General features: G+C 71.9%; 20 protein-coding genes and 1 pseudogene. 12 read left to right on the top strand and 9 right to left on the bottom strand.

The window, feature by feature from the left end; genetic code table 11:
* Positions 1-37 precede the first annotated feature (37 nt).
* A complete protein-coding gene (locus ACZ32T_RS09495; protein WP_467366106.1) occupies positions 38-331 on the bottom strand; it encodes a DUF2530 domain-containing protein in 294 nt (97 codons plus the stop codon).
* A 175-nt stretch (positions 332-506) separates the two neighbouring features.
* Here ACZ32T_RS09495 and ACZ32T_RS09490 point away from each other — a divergent pair, with 175 nt between their 5' ends.
* The gene (locus ACZ32T_RS09490) at positions 507-1958 is read left to right on the top strand and encodes an NCS2 family permease (RefSeq protein ID WP_467366104.1); all 1452 of its coding nucleotides are present in this window, start codon (positions 507-509) and stop codon (positions 1956-1958) included.
* Positions 1959-1995: 37 nt separating this feature from the next.
* Here ACZ32T_RS09490 and ACZ32T_RS09485 read toward each other — a convergent pair whose 3' ends face one another.
* A complete protein-coding gene (locus ACZ32T_RS09485; protein WP_187355795.1) occupies positions 1996-2211 on the bottom strand; it encodes a hypothetical protein in 216 nt (71 codons plus the stop codon).
* 134 nt (positions 2212-2345) lie between these two features.
* Here ACZ32T_RS09485 and ACZ32T_RS09480 point away from each other — a divergent pair, with 134 nt between their 5' ends.
* A complete protein-coding gene (locus ACZ32T_RS09480; protein WP_467270182.1) occupies positions 2346-2786 on the top strand; it encodes a MarR family winged helix-turn-helix transcriptional regulator in 441 nt (146 codons plus the stop codon).
* 93 nt (positions 2787-2879) lie between these two features.
* The gene (locus tag ACZ32T_RS09475) at positions 2880-4214 is read left to right on the top strand and encodes an MFS transporter (protein ID WP_467270184.1); all 1335 of its coding nucleotides are present in this window, start codon (positions 2880-2882) and stop codon (positions 4212-4214) included.
* 65 nt (positions 4215-4279) lie between these two features.
* On the opposite strand, the pseudogene ACZ32T_RS09470 reads toward ACZ32T_RS09475, so the two are convergent.
* Positions 4280-4684: pseudogene (locus ACZ32T_RS09470) on the bottom strand (Uma2 family endonuclease); the annotation flags it as partial.
* A 99-nt stretch (positions 4685-4783) separates the two neighbouring features.
* Here ACZ32T_RS09470 and thpR point away from each other — a divergent pair.
* Positions 4784-5356 carry an RNA 2',3'-cyclic phosphodiesterase gene (gene thpR, locus ACZ32T_RS09465; RefSeq protein ID WP_467366102.1) on the top strand — a complete coding sequence of 191 codons (573 nt, stop codon included), beginning with the start codon at positions 4784-4786 and terminating at the stop codon, positions 5354-5356.
* 146 nt (positions 5357-5502) lie between these two features.
* Here thpR and ACZ32T_RS09460 read toward each other — a convergent pair whose 3' ends face one another.
* The 4 genes from ACZ32T_RS09460 to ACZ32T_RS09445 form a co-directional block, all read right to left on the bottom strand.
* The gene (locus ACZ32T_RS09460; RefSeq protein WP_467270189.1) at positions 5503-6498 is read right to left on the bottom strand and encodes an aldo/keto reductase; all 996 of its coding nucleotides are present in this window, start codon (positions 6496-6498) and stop codon (positions 5503-5505) included.
* 49 nt (positions 6499-6547) lie between these two features.
* Positions 6548-7522: a prolyl aminopeptidase gene (gene pip / locus ACZ32T_RS09455; RefSeq protein WP_467270191.1), complete on the bottom strand. Its 975-nt coding sequence runs from the start codon at positions 7520-7522 to the stop codon at positions 6548-6550.
* Positions 7519-8364: an ammonia-dependent NAD(+) synthetase gene (gene nadE, locus ACZ32T_RS09450; protein WP_467270193.1), complete on the bottom strand. Its 846-nt coding sequence runs from the start codon at positions 8362-8364 to the stop codon at positions 7519-7521. Before nadE ends, pip begins: the two co-directional genes overlap by 4 nt.
* A 106-nt stretch (positions 8365-8470) precedes the next feature.
* The gene (locus ACZ32T_RS09445; protein WP_467366100.1) at positions 8471-9052 is read right to left on the bottom strand and encodes a hypothetical protein; all 582 of its coding nucleotides are present in this window, start codon (positions 9050-9052) and stop codon (positions 8471-8473) included.
* A gap of 166 nt (positions 9053-9218) precedes the next feature.
* Between ACZ32T_RS09445 and ACZ32T_RS09440 the strand changes: the two genes are divergently transcribed.
* From ACZ32T_RS09440 to ACZ32T_RS09430, 3 genes are all read left to right on the top strand, one after another.
* Positions 9219-9713, top strand: a complete 495-nt coding sequence (locus ACZ32T_RS09440; protein WP_467270196.1) for a hypothetical protein — start codon at positions 9219-9221, stop codon at positions 9711-9713.
* A gap of 285 nt (positions 9714-9998) precedes the next feature.
* Complete coding sequence (locus ACZ32T_RS09435) at positions 9999-10808, top strand: ABC transporter ATP-binding protein (protein WP_467366300.1); 810 nt, start codon at positions 9999-10001, stop codon at positions 10806-10808.
* Positions 10809-10811: 3 nt separating this feature from the next.
* Positions 10812-12152, top strand: a complete 1341-nt coding sequence (locus ACZ32T_RS09430) for an FtsX-like permease family protein (RefSeq protein ID WP_467270198.1) — start codon at positions 10812-10814, stop codon at positions 12150-12152.
* Here ACZ32T_RS09430 and ACZ32T_RS09425 read toward each other — a convergent pair.
* Positions 12136-13011: an aminoglycoside phosphotransferase gene (locus ACZ32T_RS09425; RefSeq protein WP_467270200.1), complete on the bottom strand. Its 876-nt coding sequence runs from the start codon at positions 13009-13011 to the stop codon at positions 12136-12138. The two genes, ACZ32T_RS09430 and ACZ32T_RS09425, sit on opposite strands and share 17 nt — an antisense overlap.
* Positions 13012-13179: 168 nt before the next feature.
* Here ACZ32T_RS09425 and ACZ32T_RS09420 point away from each other — a divergent pair, with 168 nt between their 5' ends.
* Both ACZ32T_RS09420 and ACZ32T_RS09415 read left to right on the top strand, forming a co-directional pair.
* Positions 13180-13689 carry a SigE family RNA polymerase sigma factor gene (locus ACZ32T_RS09420; RefSeq protein ID WP_467270202.1) on the top strand — a complete coding sequence of 170 codons (510 nt, stop codon included), beginning with the start codon at positions 13180-13182 and terminating at the stop codon, positions 13687-13689.
* Positions 13690-13752: 63 nt separating this feature from the next.
* On the top strand, positions 13753-15036 hold the full coding sequence (locus tag ACZ32T_RS09415) for a hypothetical protein (protein ID WP_467366098.1): 1284 nt from the start codon (positions 13753-13755) through the stop codon (positions 15034-15036).
* 14 nt (positions 15037-15050) lie between these two features.
* Here the strand turns inward: ACZ32T_RS09415 and ACZ32T_RS09410 are convergent, their stop codons facing one another.
* Positions 15051-15674, bottom strand: coding sequence for a TetR/AcrR family transcriptional regulator (locus ACZ32T_RS09410; RefSeq protein WP_467270205.1), 624 nt, complete (start codon positions 15672-15674; stop codon positions 15051-15053).
* 112 nt (positions 15675-15786) lie between these two features.
* On the opposite strand from ACZ32T_RS09410, the gene ACZ32T_RS09405 reads away from it, so the two are divergent.
* The 3 genes from ACZ32T_RS09405 to ACZ32T_RS09395 all read left to right on the top strand — a co-directional run bounded on the left by ACZ32T_RS09405 (position 15787) and on the right by ACZ32T_RS09395 (position 18027).
* Positions 15787-16815 carry an aldo/keto reductase gene (locus tag ACZ32T_RS09405; protein WP_467270207.1) on the top strand — a complete coding sequence of 343 codons (1029 nt, stop codon included), beginning with the start codon at positions 15787-15789 and terminating at the stop codon, positions 16813-16815.
* A gap of 168 nt (positions 16816-16983) precedes the next feature.
* Positions 16984-17115, top strand: coding sequence for a hypothetical protein (locus tag ACZ32T_RS09400; protein ID WP_467270209.1), 132 nt, complete (start codon positions 16984-16986; stop codon positions 17113-17115).
* 48 nt (positions 17116-17163) lie between these two features.
* Positions 17164-18027, top strand: coding sequence for a DUF4429 domain-containing protein (locus tag ACZ32T_RS09395; protein WP_467270211.1), 864 nt, complete (start codon positions 17164-17166; stop codon positions 18025-18027).
* Positions 18028-18049 lie beyond the last annotated feature (22 nt).

Below are 18049 nucleotides of genomic sequence, written 5' to 3'. Positions count from 1 at the left end.
TCGTACGCGCCGGGGGAGACGCGGGCCGGGGGCCTCGTCAGCGGTGTGCGCCGTCCGTGGCGGTGCCCCCGGCGGCGGCCCGCCTGCGCTCGGCGTCCCGCTTGATCGCGGCGTCCCGCCCCCGGACGTACCAGATGCCGATCAGGCCGAGTCCGGCGCCGGCCAGGCAGACCCAGATCCACCAGGCGTGGCCCCGGTCGTCGAACCAGCCGTAGAAGGGGACCTGCACGACGAAGAGGACGAACCAGAGGATCGTGCCGCCCGTGACGGTGGCGACGACAGGGCCCTCCAGGGGCTCGGGCGCCTCGTGCTTCGGTGTCCACTTCTCCATGCCGTCAGTCTACGGGCTGCTTCGCGGGCCAGTCGGCCCAAGGATCTACGCGCGGAGATAGCGATCTTCCCCTTATGTATTCATACTGAATCTGCTTGTGGATGACTCGATTCATTCGTGTGAACATCCAAATCTGACTGCTTTCATCCCCCCGATGCACGACTGAAGGTCATACATGTCCTCCTCGGCCACTGCTCCGGTCGATCAGCCACCGATGCCGCAGCAGCCGCACGGTGTCCTCGACCGTTACTTCAAGATCTCCGAGCGGGGGTCGACGGTCGCGCGCGAGGTCCGTGGTGGCTTCGCCACGTTCTTCGCGATGGCGTACATCATCGTGCTCAACCCGATCATCCTCGGCAGCGCGAAGGACATGTACGGGCACCAGCTCGACGGTGGCCAGCTCGTCACGGCCACCGTGCTGGCGGCCGCGTTCTCCACGCTCCTGATGGGCGTCATCGGCAACGTGCCGATCGCCCTCGCGGCCGGCCTCGGAGTCAACACCGTCGTCGCCCTCCAGCTCGCCCCCCGGATGAGCTGGCCCGACGCGATGGGCATGGTCGTCCTCGCGGGCATCGTCGTGATGCTGCTCGTCGCGACCGGGCTGCGCGAGCGCGTGATGAACGCCGTGCCGCGCTCGCTCCGCAAGGGCATCGCGATGGGCATCGGCCTCTTCGTGCTCCTGGTCGGCCTGGTCGACTCCGGCTTCGTCTCCCGCATCCCGGACGCCGCGCACACCACGGTGCCGCTGCAGCTCGGCAGCGACGGCCACCTCAACGGCTGGCCGGTCCTGGTCTTCGTCCTCGGCGTCCTGCTGACGCTCGCGCTGATCGTCCGCAAGGTGCCGGGCGCGATCCTGCTCTCCATCGTCGTCATGACGGTCGTCGCGCTCGTCATCGAGGCGGTCGCCGACCTGCCTGCCGGTGCCTGGGGGCTGACGGTCCCGGAGTGGCCGGGCAACCCCGTCTCCTCCCCGGACTTCGGGCTCCTCGGTGAGGTCAGCCTCTTCGGGGGCTTCGGGAAGGTCGGGCTCCTGACCGGGATCCTCTTCGTCTTCACCGTGCTGCTGTCCTGCTTCTTCGACGCGATGGGCACCATCCTCGGCGTCGGCGACGAGGCCAAGCTGATGGACAAGGACGGCCACTTCCCGGGCATCAACAAGGTCCTCCTCGTCGACGGTGTCGCCGTCGCCGCGGGTGGCGCGAGCTCCTCCTCCGCGTCGACCTGCTTCGTCGAGTCCACGGCGGGCGTCGGCGAGGGTGCCCGTACCGGGCTCGCGAGCGTGGTGAGCGGGCTGCTCTTCTCGGTGGCGCTGCTCCTGACGCCACTGGCGACGATGGTCCCCTCGCAGGCGGCCACCCCGGCGCTGATCGCGGTCGGCTTCCTGATCCTCGCGGGCAACGTACGGGACGTCGACTGGAGTGACCTCACGCTCGCCATCCCGGCCTTCCTGGCCATGCTGATGATGCCGCTCACGTACTCGATCACCAACGGCATCGGCATCGGCTGCATCGCCTTCAGCGCGATGCGCCTGGCGGCCGGTCGTGGCCGGGAGGTCCCGGCGGCGATGTACGTGGTGTCCGCGGTCTTCGTCTTCTACTACGCGATGCCGGCGCTCGGCCTCACGTAAGCACGCGCCTCTACGCACGCCTGCGGGGCGGAGCCCGTCATGTGACCCGGTCGGCCGGGTCCGCGTGACGGGTCTCCGCCCCGTAGAACTTCTCCGTCTCGTCGACGGCGGCGTGGAAACGCTCGTCGAAATCGTCGCGTACGAGCGTCTGGACCACGTAGTCCTGGACGCTCATACCGCGTCTCGCGGCGTGCCGGCGGAGCCGGTCGAGCAGCTCACCGTCTATGCGCAGGCTGAGCACTGTCGATCCCATGCCAAGCAGGGTCGCGGCACGCGCGCCCTTTTCGCGCCTCTTTCCGCCTCATACTCACTCGTTCGGGTGATCAGTTTCTCGCGCGTGTACCACCGGCTGGTATTTAGCACAGCTAATGAGTTACGCTAAGGAACATGCCTGACCTGATCCACGACGGTGACAGTGCCGCCGCCGTGAGCTCCCTCCGCTCCGCCGTGATGCTGCTGGGCCGGCGCCTGAAGCACCAGCGCGTCGACGAGTCGCTGAGCCCCACCGAGATGTCGGTGCTCGGCACACTCGCCCGCTGCGGTTCCGCCACCCCCGGTGAGCTGGCCCGCAAGGAGCATGTGCAGCCCCCGTCGATGACCCGCATCGTCGCGCTGCTGGAAGCGAAGGGCCTCGTCAGACTGGAACCGCACCCCGATGACCGTCGGCAGAAGATGGTCAGCCGGACCGAGCAGGCGCAAGCCATGCTCGCCGAGAGCCGCGACAAGCGGAATGCCTGGCTGACCAGACTCGCCGAGGGCCTGGACGAGGACGAGTGGGAGAAGCTGCGGGCCGCCGCGCCCGTGCTGGAGAAGCTCGCCCACCTGTGACCCCTTCGGGCGCTGCCGGACCCCGGTCCGCGGCGCCCGCCGTCACGTCCCCGTCAGTACGAACGCCGTATACGTCCGAGGAGGCGAACTCTTTTGAGTACGGGATCCGGAGCAGACTCCGCCCCCGCACCGACTTCCACCCACGAGAGCAAGACCGGCGGGACCTTCTCGTCGCTGAAGATCCGCAACTACCGCCTGTTCGCCACGGGCGCCGTGATCTCCAACACCGGTACCTGGATGTCCCGCATCACGCAGGACTGGCTCGTCCTGAGCCTCACCGGGTCCGCCGCCGCCGTCGGTATCACCACGGCCCTCCAGTTCCTCCCGATGCTGCTCTTCGGCCTGTACGGCGGCGTCATCGCCGACCGGCTCCCGAAGCGGCGTCTGCTGCTCATCAGCCAGGCCGCGCTCGGTCTCTGCGGCATCGCGCTCGCGGTCCTGACCCTCTCCGGCGTCGTCGAGGTCTGGCACGTCTACCTGATCGCCTTCCTGCTCGGCATGGTGACCGTCGTCGACAACCCGGCGCGCCAGTCGTTCGTCTCCGAGATGGTCGGCCCCGCGCAGCTGCGCAACGCCGTCAGCCTGAACTCGGCGAACTTCCAGTCCGCCCGGCTCATCGGCCCCGCCGTCGCGGGTGTCCTGATCACGACGGTCGGCAGCGGCTGGGCGTTCATGTTCAACGGGCTGTCCTTCATCGCTCCGCTCGTCGGCCTGATGATGATGCGGACGAGTGAGCTCCACGCCTCCGTGACCGTCAAGCGGGCCAAGGGGCAGCTCCGTGACGGCCTGCGCTACGTCTCCGGCAGGCCCGAGCTGGTCTGGCCGATCGTCCTGGTCGGCTTCGTCGGCACGTTCGGGTTCAACTTCCCGATCTTCCTGACGGCCTTCGCGGACGAGATCTTCCACGGCGGCGCCGGGATGTACTCGTTCTTCAACATCCTCATGGCGGCCGGCTCCCTCGCAGGTGCCCTCCTCGCCGCCCGCCGCCGCTCCTCGCGGCTGCGGATGCTGGTGGCGGCGGGCACCCTGTTCGGTCTGCTGGAGATCGCCGCGTCCCTGTCGCCGTCCGTCTGGCTGTTCTCGCTGCTGCTGCTCCCGATCGGCATGATCGGGCTGACGACCAACATCAGCGCCAACACGAGCGTCCAGATGGCCGCGGACCCCGAGATGCGGGGCCGGGTGATGAGCCTCTACATGATGGTCTTCGCCGGAGGCACGCCGGTGGGCGCCCCGATCGTCGGCTGGATCAGCGACACCTACGGCGCGCGGACCGGCATGGCGGCCGGAGGCGCGATCTCGATGCTGGCCGCGATCGGTGTCGGATTCATGCTGACCCGGGTCGGCGGCCTTCGCCTGAAGGTCGACCTGCGGCCGGGCCGTCCCCGCGTACGAATAGTCCCGCGCGAGCAGCTGGCCACGGCGGCCTGAGAGCCGGTGACACACGACTGCCCTCCTCCCGGCCGGGAGGAGGGCAGTCGTGTGCTCAGTCGCGGGGGGAAGTCGGAGGTCTCCAGGGTGAGGCCGACGACGGTCCCGGTGAGGTCGACGGGGGTGCCGAAGTCGAGGCTCAGTACGCTGCGGTACTCGTCGTCCTTGGGGATCGTGTGCAGGTGCCACGTGCCGGTGTACGGGTCGACGACGAGGTACACGGGCACGCCGGCGGTGGCATAGGTGGACTTCTTCGAGCCGTAGTCGTTGGCGGCGGTGTCCTTGGAGATCACCTCGGCGACGAACTCGATGTCCCAGTGTGTGTCCCGTTGCGGCGACAGGTAGACGTTCCCCTCGACGCTCTCGACCTTGAATCCCTAGGGGGTGGGCTCAAGCCACTCGAACATCATGTCCAGGGTGCGCTCGTCGCTGGTGTCGGCCATCTCGATCCTGTCGTCGACGACGGTCATCGTGCCGCTCCTCCCCGCTGCCGCACGGCGCGGACAGCCGCGTAGCTCAACGATAGGCATGGACCCCCGGACATGCCCGGACGCTGGGACACTCGCCGCATGAGCAGCCAGAGACTCTTCGCCGCCGTCCTGCCGCCCGGACCCGCCGCCGACGAGCTGGCAGAGGCCGTCGGCCCGCTGCACGCGATCCCGGGGGCCGTGAATCTGCGCTGGACCGCCCGTGCGGGCTGGCACTACACGCTGGCCTTCCTCGGGGAGGTCGACGACGAGCTGCTGCCCGAGCTGTACACCCGGCTGGAGCGTGCGGCTCACCGGACCGAGCCCTTCCCGCTGAGCATCCACGGTGGCGGACGGTTCGACGGGCGGGCGCTCTGGGCGGGGGCGGAGGGCGACCTGTCGACGCTGCGGCTGCTGGTGCGGCGGGCGCACGCCGCCGCGCGCAAGGCCGGGATCCCGATGGAGGAGCATCGCCGCTACACCCCCCACCTCACCCTGGCGCGCAGCCGCGAGCAGGCCGACCTGACCCCGTACACGGCGGCGCTGGAAGGGTTCGAGGGCATGCGCTGGGAGGCCGGGGAGCTCGGTCTCGTACGCAGCAGTCTCCCCGTGGACGGGGTGCCGGGGGAGCAGCCGCGCTACGAGGTCGTGCGGGCCTGGCCGCTGGGGCGGTGAGCGGGGCGGTTACGCTCGTCGGGTGGATCCGAAGACCAGAAACCGCATCATGGCCTCCGTGCTCGTACTGATGTTCATCGTCGTGGCGGCGGCGTCCGCCCTCGGGGGCTGAGCCCGCCGAGAACGGACGCACGCGTCTGCGCCGTCTACCAGGCGAAGTTCTCCGGCGACGGCCCCGGGCCGGGGAAGATCTCGTCGAGGGCCGACAGCACCTCGTCCGACAGCTCCAGCTCCACCGCGCGCAGCGCCGAGTCGAGCTGCTCCCGCGTGCGCGGGCCGGAGATCGGCCCCGTCACGCCCGGCCGCGTGAGCAGCCAGGCCAGACCGGCCTCGCCGGGCTCCAGGCCGTGCTTCTCCAGCAGGTCCTCGTACGCCTGGACCTGCGCCCGCACCTTCGGGTCGGCGAGTGCCTCGCCGGAGCGGCCGGAGGTGGACCGGGCGCCGCCGCCGTCGCGCTCCTTGCGGATCGCGCCGCCGAGCAGTCCGCCGTGCAGCGGCGACCACGGGATGACGCCCAGGCCGTACTCCTGGGCGGCCGGGATGACCTCCATCTCGGCCCCGCGCTCCATCAGGTTGTAGATGCACTGCTCGCTGACCAGGCCGTAGCCGCCTCGCTGCCGGGCCCGCTCGTTGGCCTGTGCGATCTTGTAGCCCGAGAAGTTGGACGAGCCCGCGTAAAGGATCTTGCCCTGCTGGATCAGTACGTCGATGGCCTGCCAGATCTCGTCGATCGGGGTGTCCCGGTCGACGTGGTGGAACTGGTACAGGTCGATGTGGTCCGTCTGCAGCCGCTTGAGGCTGGCGTCGACGGCACGGCGGATGTTGAAGGCGGAGAGCTTGTCGTGGTTGGGCCACGCCTCGCCGTCCGCGCCCATGTTGCCGTAGACCTTGGTGGCGAGGACGACCTTGTCACGGCGGTCGCCGCCCTGGGCGAACCAGGTGCCGAGGATCTCCTCGGTGCGGCCCTTGTTCTCGCCCCAGCCGTAGACGTTCGCCGTGTCGAAGAAATTGACGCCCGCGTCCAGGGCGGCGTCCATGAGCGCGTGGCTGTCGCTCTCGTTGGTCTGGGGGCCGAAGTTCATCGTCCCCAGCACGAGGCGGCTGACCTTGAGACCTGTGCGTCCGAGCTGCGTGTACTTCATGGAGCCCAAGCCAACTCCTTCGAGCGCACTCGAAGCAAGGGGGAGCCGCTCAGGCGCGCCGCCCGAACCGGTCCAGAGCGGCCCGCACCGCCCGGGACGTGGCCGCGCCGCCCAGGTGGCCCGCGTCGTCGATCACCGTCAGCTCGGCGTCCGGCCAGGCCCTGGCCAGCTCCCAGGCGGTGATCAGCGGGCTGCCGAGATCGAAGCGGCCGTGCACCAGGACACCGGGGATGCCCGCGAGCCGGCCGGCGTCGCGGATCAGCTGCCCCTCCTCCAGCCAGGCCGCGTGCGAGAAGTAGTGCGCACAGATCCGGACGAGCGCCAGCTGCTCACGGCCCGGCCGCCCGCTGTACGGGGGCGGGCCGCTGTGTGTCTCCATGGACAGCACCGCGTCCTCCCAGGCGCACCAGTCGGCCGTCGCCCTGGCCCGTACCTCCGGGTCGGGGCTCTCCGTCCGCCGCGCGTAGGCGGCGACGAGGTCCCCGGGGCCCTCGGCCTCCGGGACGCCCGCCCGGAAGAGGTCCCACGCCTCGGGGAAGATCTGCCCGGCACCCCGGTACAGCCAGTCGATCTCGCTGCGCCGGGTCGTCGTCACCGCCGGGATCACGATCTCGGAGACCCGCTCCGGGTGCTGTTCGGCGTACGCGAGGATCAGTGTGGAGCCCCAGGAGCCCCCGTACAGCAGCCACTTCCCGATGCCGAGGTGGGAGCGCAGGAGCTCCATGTCCGCGATCAGGTGCGCCGTCGTGTTGTGCCGCAGGCCGGCGGCGGGGTCGCTCGCGTGCGGGGTGGAGCGCCCGCAGTTGCGCTGGTCGAAGAGCACGACGCGGTAGAGGTCCGGGTCGAAGTCCTGGCGGGGCTTGGTGCCGCATCCGGAGCCGGGCCCGCCGTGCACGACGAGGGCGGGCTTGCCCGACGGGTTGCCGCAGACCTCCCAGTACACGTGGTCGCCGTCGCCGACGTCCAGCATCCCGTGGTCGTAGGGCTCGATCGGCGGGTACTTCCCGTCGGGCTCCCGGTTCACCGCTCCTGCTGCGGAGGGCCGATGGGCAGCCGGCGCTTGTGGTCGGTCAGGCGGTAGCGGCCGACGATCGTGTCGAAGGCCTGCTGGTCCACCGGCTTGCCCTCGAGGAAGTCGTCGATGGTGTCGTAGGTGACGCCGAGCGCCTGCTCGTCCGCCTTGCCCGGGTCGAGCGTCTCCAGGTCGGCCGTCGGCACCTTCCCGACCAGCTCGGCCGGGGCGCCCAGCGCCTGGGCGACGGCGCGCACCCGGCGCTTGGTCAGCCCGGTCAGGGGGACCAGGTCGGCGGCGCCGTCCCCGTACTTAGTGAAGAAGCCGGAGACCGCCTCGGCGGCGTGGTCCGTGCCGACGACGAGGCCGCTGTGCGCCCCGGCCACCGCGTACTGGGCGATCATGCGCTGCCGGGCCTTGACGTTGCCCACCACGAAGTCCTGGTGGTGGGGGTCGCGGAACGCCACGTCGCCGGCGAGCAGGGACTCCTGCGTCGCGTCGGTCGCGGGCTTGATGTCCACGGTCAGCACCTGGTCGGCCTGGATGAAGGAGAGCGCGAGCTGCGCGTCGTGCTCGTCGGCCTGCACGCCGTAGGGGAGGCGCATCGCGTAGAACCGGGCCTCGTGGCCCGCGCCCCTGGCCCGCTCGACGGCGAGCTGGCACAGCCGGCCGGCGGCGGTGGAGTCGACGCCGCCGCTGATGCCGAGCACCAGGGAGCGCAGACCCGTTGAGGTCAGCCGCTCGGCGAGGAAGGCCACGCGGCGCTCGATCTCCTGCTGGGCGTCGAAGGTCTCCGCGACCTCCAGCTCCCGGGCGATTTCCTGCTGCAGGGCGATGTTCGCCGGCTCGCTCACGTCTGCTCCTCGGTCCGGTCCACGGTGCGCTGTCCCGCCCACCCTACCCAGGGCTCTTTCCCACACTCCCCGAGCGCCGGCGGAGAGCCGTGGCGCCGGCCGTACGTCAGCCCCTGACAGCCACGTGGTACGCCGACACCCACAGCGTCGCGGCGGAGGCGAGGCCCACCACGGCGCGCACGCTCCCGTCCGACAGGCCCGCCGCGAGCAACGCGAAGCCGAGGACCGCGACGGCGCTCAGCAGCGCGGCCGTCCCCTTGTACTGCCACTGGTCGTAGAGGCGCGCGAGCGGGACGAAGTGCAGACCGACCACCAGCGCGACGGCCGGCGGAATGACGGCGGGGTGGCCGGAGGCGTTGGCCGCGGCGATCACCGCGAAGACCGCCGCCAGTTCGACGACGTTAATGATGCCGACCGACCGCGCCCAGTTCGCGGGCAGCGAGACCAGCCGTGGCGAGGGCGAGGCGCCTTTGCGGTAGGCGAGGTGGAGCGCCACCGCCGTGACCGGTACGGAGACGATCTGGACGGCGAGGGCCGCCCCCGAGGAGGCCAGCCCGGACGCCCCGGCGAAGGCCCACACGACGGCGAACACCGACAGGACGGCGGTGCCCCGGCGGCGCAGGCTCCGGGTCAGCGCCACGCACTCGGCGTCCGTGGCCGCAGGAATCGGGGGTGTCGGCTGAGTCATCGGCCGAGAGTACTGCGGCCACCGGGCCCGTCCGGCGGTTTCGGCCCCGAGGGAGAAGTCCTCCACTTACGGAGGCCCCCCGTCCGGCCCCCCGCCGGCGGACCCGGCAGAGGTTAGGCTCGACCAGGTCCACGAGGCCCACGAACGCTACGACGAGGAGGCCGGCATGAACGCCACCCCGCAGGTGCTGGCCGTGCTGGAGGAGCTTCTCGCCTCCGCCGCACCCGGCGAGCGCGGCGCCCTCTGGCATCTCGCCGAGCAGGGCCGGGAGTTGGACGCCAACATCGTCCATCTGCCGCCGGGCGCCGGGGTGGGGGAGCATCAGGAGGACGTCCTGGACGTGCTGCTCGTCGTCCTCGCGGGCGGCGGGAGCCTGCGTACGGTCGCCGGCGACACGCTGGACCTCGCCCCGACGACCGTCACCTGGCTGCCCCGTACCTCACGGCGGTCGCTGGAGGCGGGGCCGGACGGGCTGACGTACCTCACGGTCCACCGCCGGCGCCCGGGCCTCTCGATCAAGCCGGCCGTGCGCACTCCCGCGTACGAGGGCGGCGAGGCGCCCTGCATGCTGGACCTGGTCTGCCCGGAGTGCGGCCGGCTGTCGGCCGACCGGACACCGAAGTTCTGCAGCGCGTGCGGGGAGCGGTTCCCGGAGCGCTGACGGGGCCGCGTCCGCTCACGCCGGCCAGGCGCTGTCGCCCGTCGCGGTGAGCGAGAACCCCGCCCGGTCCAGGGCCCGGGAGACGGCGGTCAGTCGGGTGACGTTCCTCCCGCGGATACCGATCGCTGGGGCCGTGCACCCGAAGGGGATCGCACCGGGTGCTTCCCCCCGGGCCGGGTGTACCCAGTGCCACCCCTGGCTCGGGGCGTACGCCCAATGTGCTCGCCCGCCCCGCTCCGTAGCGTCGTGGACGTGGCGCAGAGCGCGTCCGACGAGCAGAGGGTGATGGTCATGTCCGACCGCAGACGACAGCCCACCAGCCGGACCGCCGAGGCACTGCGGCTGGTCTCCGTGAGCAAGGTGTACGGCACCGGGGACACCGCCGTGACCGCCCTGGACGGCGTGACCCTCAGCCTCCCGCGGGGAAGCTTCACCGCGGTCATGGGCCCCTCGGGTTCCGGCAAGTCCACGCTGCTCCAGTGCGCCGCCGGCCTGGACCGCCCCGACCGGGGGCAGATCGTCGTGGACGGCGAGGAGATGAGCGGCGGCGGCGAGGCGGCGCTCACGAAGTTCCGGCGGGACCGGATCGGCTTCGTCTTCCAGCAGTACAACCTGCTCCCCACCCTCACCGTCGAGGAGAACACCGCGCTGCCGCTCCGGCTCGCCGGCCGCAAGGCCGACCGGGAGGGCATCCGCGCGGTCCTCACGCAGGTCGGCCTGGGCGACCGCCTGGGCCACCTCCCCGACGAGCTCTCCGGCGGGCAGCGCCAGCGGGTCGCCATCGCGCGCGCCCTGGTGACCCGGCCCGCGGTGATCTTCGCCGACGAGCCGACCGGCGCCCTGGACACGCGCAGCGCCCGCGATGTGCTGAGCCTGCTGAAGGACAGCGTCCGGCTGCACGGCAGCACCGTCGTGCTCGTCACCCACGACCCGGTCGCCGCCTCCTACGCCGACTCGGTCCTCTTCCTCGCGGACGGACGGCTGGCCGGGCACCTTCCCGCCCCCACCGCCGAGGCCGTCGCCGAACGCATGACCCACCTCGGTGACCGTGCGGCCGAACGGCGCGCGGACAACGTCCCGTTGATGGAGGTGTGAGCCATGCTGTTCCTTGCCTCGCGCTCGGTCCGCAAGCGTCCCGGGCGCTTCCTGGCGACGCTGCTCTCGGCGTTCCTCGGCGCCGTGATCATCATGACGTTCAGCTCCCTGCACGACACGGCGGCGGCCCCCGGGGTCGACGAGGTCAGCTCGGAGTCCATGACCGTCTCCGCGAGCGTCGTCGGCGGATACGGCTCCCTCCTCGTCTTCTTCGCCATCGCCTCCACCCTCACCGTCGGCGTCCGCCAGCGCGCCGAGGAGATCCGTCTGCTGCGCTGCACAGGGGCGACTCCCGCACAGGTCACGCGCATGGTCGTCGGGGAGTCCGCCGTCGTCGCGCTCGTCGGCACCGCGCTCGCCGTCGGGCCCGCCGTGCTCGGCGGCCGGCTCCTGGTCGGCCTGTTCAAGGACAGCGGCCAGGTCGCCGCGGACGTCGCCCCGGCCTTCGGCGCGACGGCCCTCGGCTCGGGCTTCGGTATCGCTCTCCTCGCCTCCGTCGGCGCCGCGTTCCTCGCCGTACGCCGCGCCACCAAGGCCGCCGCCGGTGCGCGCGGACCGTCCGGCCGCCGGGGCCGCACCCTGGCCGGCTGCGCCGCGCTGGTGGCGGGGGCCGCCGGGATCCTGACCACGTACGCCGTCGACAGCACCGAGGAGATGCTGATGGCGTTCCCCGCCTACGGCGCCATCCTGCTCTCCGTCGGCTTCGCCGTCCTCGCCCCGTCCCTGCTGGGCAGGCTCCTGGGACTGCTGCGAGGCCCCCTCGCGGCGGTGGGCGGCGCGGGCGGCTACCTGAGCGCCCGCAACCTGCGCCGTCGCGGCGCGGAACTGTCCGGGGTGCTCATGCCGATGATCATCTTCACGGGCATGGCCACCGCCACCCTCTACATCCAGGGAGTGGAGAGCGACTGGGTCGCGGCGTCCGGCCTGGACAAGACGGTCGACGACAAGAACCTGGAGACCCTCAACCTCGTCGTCGTCGGCATCATCGTCGTCTTCTCCTGCATCATGCTCGTCAACAGCCTGTACGCCGCCACCTCCTACCGCGGCCGCGAGTTCGGCCAGCAGCGCCTCGCCGGTGCCACCCCCGGGCAGGTCCTCGGCGCGGTCGGCTGGGAGGCGGCGCTGCTCACCCTGACCGGCCTGGTCCTGGGCACGGCCGCGGGAATCGCGGGGATCATTCCCTTCACGATGGTCCGCACCGACCAGGTCCTGCCGGACCAGGGCCCGGGCACCTGGCTGGCCATCATGGCCGTCGCCACCGTGGCCACCCTCGGCACGAGTCTCGGAACCGCGCGCAGGACCCTGCGCGCGCCTGCCGTCGAGGCCGTCACCGTGGCCGCGTGATCCGCGCGAGGCCCTGTGTCCGAGGCCCCGCCACCCTCTCCGCCACCAGGCGGGCCGCTCGCGCGTACCGCTCCGGCTCGCCCGGCCCGGCCCGGCCGGAGGGCCCCAGGAGCTCGCTGAGCGCGACGAGCCGGAAGAGCAGCGCGCGGATCAGCATCTGCCACCAGTCGGCGTGATCGCCGCCCACCGACAGCAGTTCGTCCGGTAGGTCCCACCACAGCAGACCGTCCGCGATCACGACGGCCTCGGCGAACAGCGGGGGCCGCCAGTAGGGCGAGAAGTCGATCACAGCCGGCACCTCGTGCGCGGCGAAGAGGACGTTGCCGGCGAGATCGCCGTGGACGAGCTGAGCCGAGCCCTGATCCACGGGACGCCTCAGCTCCAGCAGGGCCGAGAACGGCGCCGAGAGGCCCTCGGCCACCTCGACGTCCTCCTCGCCCCACGCGACCCGGTCGGCCACGGCCCAGGGATGGGCCCGCCGTTCGAGGAACGCGGGCCGGGGATGCGGCCGCAGCGCGGCGTGGAAGGCGCGGCCGGCACGCAGGACGTCGTCCCAGCGCCCCTGCGGACCGGGCTGCCCGGTCAGGAACTCGCCGGCCGTCCACCCCTCCACGACGCTCCGGCCGTCGGGGGCCCGGAGCGGCCGGGGGACGCGGAAGCCACGGCCCGTCGCCAGCGCGTCGAACAGCGAAGCGCCCCACTCGGCCTCGGTCCCGGCGCCCTCGGCCGGCTTGAACACGTACCCGCCCACGAGAACGCTCCGCCCCTGCCCACCGGTCAGCGGGACAGGGGCCCCCTCCACGCCGAAGGCATCGAGGACGGAACGGGGCGGAACGGCGTCGCTCATCGGCTCGGTCACGGCGCCATCCTGCGACGCGGCCCTGCCGGGCGCACCTCCTTTTCCGGCCCGCGGCACCGGACGGACGACGAGACGCTGCCCGTACGAACATCGGTCCGTGGCGTCGCGGGTGAAACATTTCCCGACGGCCACCGCATCTGAAGGGGTGTAGGTGAGAGGGGGTGGCGGATGAGGCAGTCCAGGGAGGGCGCCTTCCGTGAGTTCGCGGAAGCCCGTATGGGTCATCTGTTCCGTTCGGCGTGTCTGCTGACCGGCGGGGACACGCATCTCGCCGAGGATCTCGTGCAGGAGACGCTCGGCCGGATGTACGCGGTATGGGGGCGCACCTCGCGGGTGGGGAACCCGGCGGCGTACGCGCAGACCGTGCTCGTGCGGTGTTATCTCGGGCACCAGCGGCGCCGGTCGGCCGGCGAGCGGCCGAGCGGCGACCTGCCGGAGCGCGCGGGGGAGTCGGCGGAGGACGCGTCCTTGCGGATGACGCTCCTCGACGCGCTGCGCAGCCTGCCGCCCAAGGACCGGGCGGTGATCGTGCTGCGCTACTGGGAGGACCGGTCGGTCACGGAGACCGCGGACGCGCTGCACGTCAGCTCGGCGGCGGTACGCACCCGCAGCACCCGTGCGCTCGCCCGGCTGCGCGAGCACCTGGGCGGCAGCATCGGCGAGCTGGCCGCGCACTGAATTTCCTTTCGTGATCCTTTCCTTTTTCTTCTTTCCACAGGTGTGGGGACGGTGGTGGACGGCATGCGTGAAAACGGTGCGCAGGACGACAGGGACGCCTTCGAGGGCGTGCTCGGCTCGGCGATGAAGCAGGCGGGGGAGGGCTTCTCCGTCGCGGGCCGGCCGCTGGTCGACGGGGGCGTGGCGCGCGGCCGGCGCCGGGCGGTGCTGCGGCGCGGCGCCGTGGTGACCGGGAGCGTGGCGGCGCTGGCGGTGATCGGACTCGGCGGGACGTACGTCACCGGGGACATCGGCGCCTCGCGGGACGCCGGCGACGGGGCGGCGGTGGGCGCCCGGGCGACGGACAAGGCCGACAGGACCGAGGAGCCGGCCCCCTACTCCGGCCGGCAGGTGAGCAGGACGCTCGAAGGGCTGCTGCCGGCCGGGAAGTTCAGCAAGCAGACGGGCAGCGGCACCGCCGGAGAACGCGGGCGGAAGGGCATGCCCACGCCGTACGCCTCCGTCGTGTACGACGACGGCCACGGGAAGGCCGCCGTGTCGGTGAGCCTGACCCGGCAGCACCCCGACCAGAAGGTGCCCGAGGGTGAGCTCACCTGCCCGGACAAGAACCTGGACGCGTTCGAGGCCTGCTCCGCCACGACGCTGGAGGACGGCTCGCGCCTCGTGCTGTTCAAGGGCTGGGAGTACCCGGACCGGCGCGTGGAGACCAAGCGGTGGTACGCGGACCTGCTGACGCCCGAGGGCTACCGGATCTTCGTATCCGAGTGGAACGCGCCCGCCGAGAAGGACGCCCCGGTCAGCCGTCCCGCCCCGCCGCTGTCGCTGGACCGGCTGAAGGCGGTCGCCCGGGCCGAGGAGTGGCGCCCGATCATCGCGTCCCTGCCCGAGCCCGCACAGCCGCCGCTGGAACAGCCGGCCCCGCAGGGACAGAACGGCAGCGTGATCCTGGGCAGACTGGTCAAGCAGCTCCCCGACCGCCTGACGGTGAAGGCGTCCGGCGGACAGGAGACGGAGTACGCGTACGTCGTGGTCGACGACGGCGAGGGCAAGAGCTTCGTGCAGATCAACGTCCAGCCGGACATGTCCTCCGTCGAGGCCGACCTCTTCGGCCCCGACGCGAAGGTCCTGCCGGACGGCACGAAGGTCACCACCCGTCAGGGGCCGGGCGAGAAGGGCGGTGACGGTGTGAAGATGTGGACGGTCGACACGATCCGCCCCGACGGCTTCCGGGTGGTGATCTCCGCCTTCAACGCGGCGAACCAGAACGAGGCCGCCACCCGCGAGACCCCCGCCCTGACCCTGGCCGAGATGGAAGGGATCGCCACAAGCACGACGTGGCTGAACTGACCCCGACGACCGGCTCAGCTGGGGTGGGTCGCGGCGTAGCGGAGGCCGTCGACCAGGAGGGTGATCATTCGGCTGGTGTGGCCGGTGTCGTCCTCGGTGGCGGGCAGGGTGAGGTTGCGTGTGGCGATCAGCAGGTCCTCGGGGTCCACGTCGGAGCGGATCTCGCCGGCCTCCGCCGCCGCGTCGATGAGCGTGGTGAGTACGGGCATGAAGCGCTGCTCGAAGTAGGACGGCAGGCTGTCGTACGCCGAGTCCCCCGAGTGCAGGGCGGCGCTGAGCCCGCGCTTCGTGGCGAAGAAGAGCGCGAAGCGCTGGAGCCACCTGGTGAGCGCCTCCGCCGGTTCGTACTCCGCGGCGAGGGCGGGCGCGGCGTCGGCACAGGCGTCGACCTCGTGGCGGAAGACCGCGGCGATGAGGTCGGAGCGCTGCGGGAAGTGCCGGTAGAGCGTGCCGGCTCCCACGCCCGCCTTCGCGGTGATCTGGCGTACGGGCGCGTCCACCCCCGAGGTGAGGAACACCTCCGCGGCTGCCGTGAGCAGGGCGTCGGTGTTGCGCCGGACGTCGGCGCGCACCCGCTTGGGCGGGGGCTCTCCGGCGCCGGCGGCGGCTTCGGCTCCCCGGGTCGTGTCCTCGCGCACGGTGCTCCCCTTGCTATACGGAACACTGTTCCGTATTGTCGTTGCTGAACGCTGTTCCGTTTACGCAGCCTAATGCCCGCGCCGCCGTGGGCCAAGGGACGAGGAGTTCCTCATGCACTACCGCACACTGGGCCGGACCGGGATCAAGGTCAGTCCGTACTGCCTGGGCGCGATGATGTTCGGCGCCGCGGGGAATCCCGATCACGGCGAGTCCGTCAGGATCATCCACAAGGCCCTCGACGCCGGCGTCAACTTCGTCGACACCGCCGACTTCTACTCGCACGGCGAGTCCGAGGAGATCGTCGGGAAGGCGCTCAAGGGCCGCCGGGACGACGTCGTGCTGGCGACCAAGGCCCATCTGCCGATGGGGGAGGACCCCAACCGGCGCGGCAACTCGCGGCGTTGGCTGGTCCGCGCGCTGGAGGACTCGCTGCGCCGCCTGGGCACCGACCACGTCGATCTGTTCCAGGTCCACCGGCCCGATCCGGACACCGACGTGGAGGAGACGCTCTCCGCGCTCACCGACCTCGTGCGCGCCGGGAAGGTCCGGAACATCGGCGGCTCCACCTTCCCCGCCTCGGACATCGTCGAGGCGCAGTGGGTGTCCGAACGGCGGGGCCTGGAGCGGTTCCGCACCGAGCAGCCGCCGTACTCGATCCTGAACCGGGGCATCGAGCGCGAGGTGCTGCCCGCCTGCGAGCGGCATGGCATGGGCGCCCTGGTCTGGAGCCCGCTCGCGGGCGGCCTGCTCACCGGGCGCTACCGGAAGGGCGAGGCGGCGGTCACCCACCGGGCAGGCTTCGGCCACCAGCACCTCAGCGACGAGCGCCGGCTCGACGTGGTCGAGCGGCTGATCCCCGTCGCCCAGGACGCCAAGATGTCGCTGACGCACATGGCGACCGCCTTCGCGATCGCCCACCCCGCGGTCACCTCCGCGATCATCGGCCCGCGCACCATGGACCACCTCGACGACCTGCTGGCGGGCGCGGAGGCCACGCTGGACGACGAGACCCTCGACCGGATCGACGCCATCGTGCCCCCCGGCACCGACATCGGGAGGCTCGACATGGATTACGACCCTCCGGCCGTCCAGCAGGCCCGGCTGCGCCGCCGGCTGCCCGGCGAGCGCTCCGCCGCCTGACCCCTCAGCGGGGGAGGGGCTGTTTCCGTCCGGCCGCGGCCGTACTCCGCGAGTGCGTCGAAGGCCGCCTTCGGCTCCGAACAAGAACGCGATCCACCGCCGCCGGCCCGACCGTCCCCGCGGCGAGGCCACGCACCGGGCGCTGCGCCCCGGATCGCGTCCGCACCCGTGGCGCCGCTGCGCGACGAGTACCCGACGCGGGGGGTCCCGGCCGTGCCGGACACCGTCCTCGTCGAGATCGTCGACGAGGTGTTCCCGCCGCTGGTCCACGGCCGGGGTGCGGGCGGCGGCACCGGCTGACCCCGTGAGCCGGTCACCTACGCGGGTGCGCCTGGCAGAATCCGGCGTATGGCGGACATCATCTCGCGCGACGGCACGTGGAGTTTCGACGGGGACACGGTGCGCGTCGTCCCGGGCGGCAAGGTGCACCCGGTGCGGCAGGAACTCGGCGAGCTCGCCGTCCCGTTGCACGCGGTCGCGGGGGTCTCCTTCGAGCCGGACCGCAAGGGCGGCCGGCTGCGGCTGCGCCTGCGCACCGGCGCCTGCCCCGTCCTGCGGGCGGCGGACGGCCGGCTGAAGGACGCCGCCGACCCGTACCAGCTCGTGGTGGAGAAGGACCGTACGGGCGTGGCGGAGTACCTCGTCGACGAGATACGCAACGCCCTGCTCATCGAGCAGGTGCCCGACGGGCCGGTGGACCGCTTCCTGCTGCCGGGGCCGTCGGTGCCGGTGTCGGGTGGCGGCGGGGACGGCACGGCGTCCTTCGACGGGGAGACGGTCCGCCTCACCTGGAACTGGAAGGCCGAGGAGTCGAAGACCGCGGGCGGCGCGGTCACCCTTCCGCTGGCGGAGGTGACGGGGGTGCGCTGGATGCCCGCCATCGGTCTGGAGAACGGCTCCCTGCGCTTCGACCGGGGCGCCGTCTCGTCCTCGCCCGCCAAGTTCGACCCGTACTCCTTGGATCTGTGGGGGCTGTCCAAGCGGGAGTACACCGCGGTCCTGGTCGCCGCCGCCGTGCTCGTACGGATGCCGGTGCCCGCCGGGCCCGCCCTCCCGCTCGAAGCCGCACCGGCCCCCGGGCCCGCCCCGTCCGCCGACGACCACGACGTCCTGCTGCGGCGGCTCCGCGAGCTCGGTGAGCTGCACGGGGCGGGCATCCTGACCGACGACGAGTTCGCCGCTGCGAAACAGGCCGTGCTGAAGCGGCTCTGACACCCGGGCGGCCCCCGTTGCA

The sequence above is a fragment of the Streptomyces sp. NPDC023573 genome (assembly GCF_055559735.1).
The sequence above is the reverse complement of the archived record's forward strand: the minus strand, read 5'-3'. Positions and strand labels throughout refer to the sequence as shown.

What these genes read in the sequence shown, in the direction of transcription:
- ACZ32T_RS09495 (WP_467366106.1), bottom strand. Translation starts at nt 331, where the DNA reads ATGGAGAAGTGGACACCGAAGCACGAGGCGCCCGAGCCCCTGGAGGGC.
- ACZ32T_RS09490 (WP_467366104.1), top strand. Translation starts at nt 507, where the DNA reads ATGTCCTCCTCGGCCACTGCTCCGGTCGATCAGCCACCGATGCCGCAG.
- ACZ32T_RS09485 (WP_187355795.1), bottom strand. Translation starts at nt 2,211, where the DNA reads ATGGGATCGACAGTGCTCAGCCTGCGCATAGACGGTGAGCTGCTCGAC.
- ACZ32T_RS09480 (WP_467270182.1), top strand. Translation starts at nt 2,346, where the DNA reads ATGCCTGACCTGATCCACGACGGTGACAGTGCCGCCGCCGTGAGCTCC.
- thpR (WP_467366102.1), top strand. Translation starts at nt 4,784, where the DNA reads ATGAGCAGCCAGAGACTCTTCGCCGCCGTCCTGCCGCCCGGACCCGCC.
- ACZ32T_RS09460 (WP_467270189.1), bottom strand. Translation starts at nt 6,498, where the DNA reads ATGAAGTACACGCAGCTCGGACGCACAGGTCTCAAGGTCAGCCGCCTC.
- ACZ32T_RS09445 (WP_467366100.1), bottom strand. Translation starts at nt 9,052, where the DNA reads ATGACTCAGCCGACACCCCCGATTCCTGCGGCCACGGACGCCGAGTGC.
- ACZ32T_RS09440 (WP_467270196.1), top strand. Translation starts at nt 9,219, where the DNA reads ATGAACGCCACCCCGCAGGTGCTGGCCGTGCTGGAGGAGCTTCTCGCC.
- ACZ32T_RS09435 (WP_467366300.1), top strand. Translation starts at nt 9,999, where the DNA reads ATGGTCATGTCCGACCGCAGACGACAGCCCACCAGCCGGACCGCCGAG.
- ACZ32T_RS09430 (WP_467270198.1), top strand. Translation starts at nt 10,812, where the DNA reads ATGCTGTTCCTTGCCTCGCGCTCGGTCCGCAAGCGTCCCGGGCGCTTC.
- ACZ32T_RS09420 (WP_467270202.1), top strand. Translation starts at nt 13,180, where the DNA reads ATGAGGCAGTCCAGGGAGGGCGCCTTCCGTGAGTTCGCGGAAGCCCGT.
- ACZ32T_RS09415 (WP_467366098.1), top strand. Translation starts at nt 13,753, where the DNA reads ATGCGTGAAAACGGTGCGCAGGACGACAGGGACGCCTTCGAGGGCGTG.
- ACZ32T_RS09405 (WP_467270207.1), top strand. Translation starts at nt 15,787, where the DNA reads ATGCACTACCGCACACTGGGCCGGACCGGGATCAAGGTCAGTCCGTAC.
- ACZ32T_RS09395 (WP_467270211.1), top strand. Translation starts at nt 17,164, where the DNA reads ATGGCGGACATCATCTCGCGCGACGGCACGTGGAGTTTCGACGGGGAC.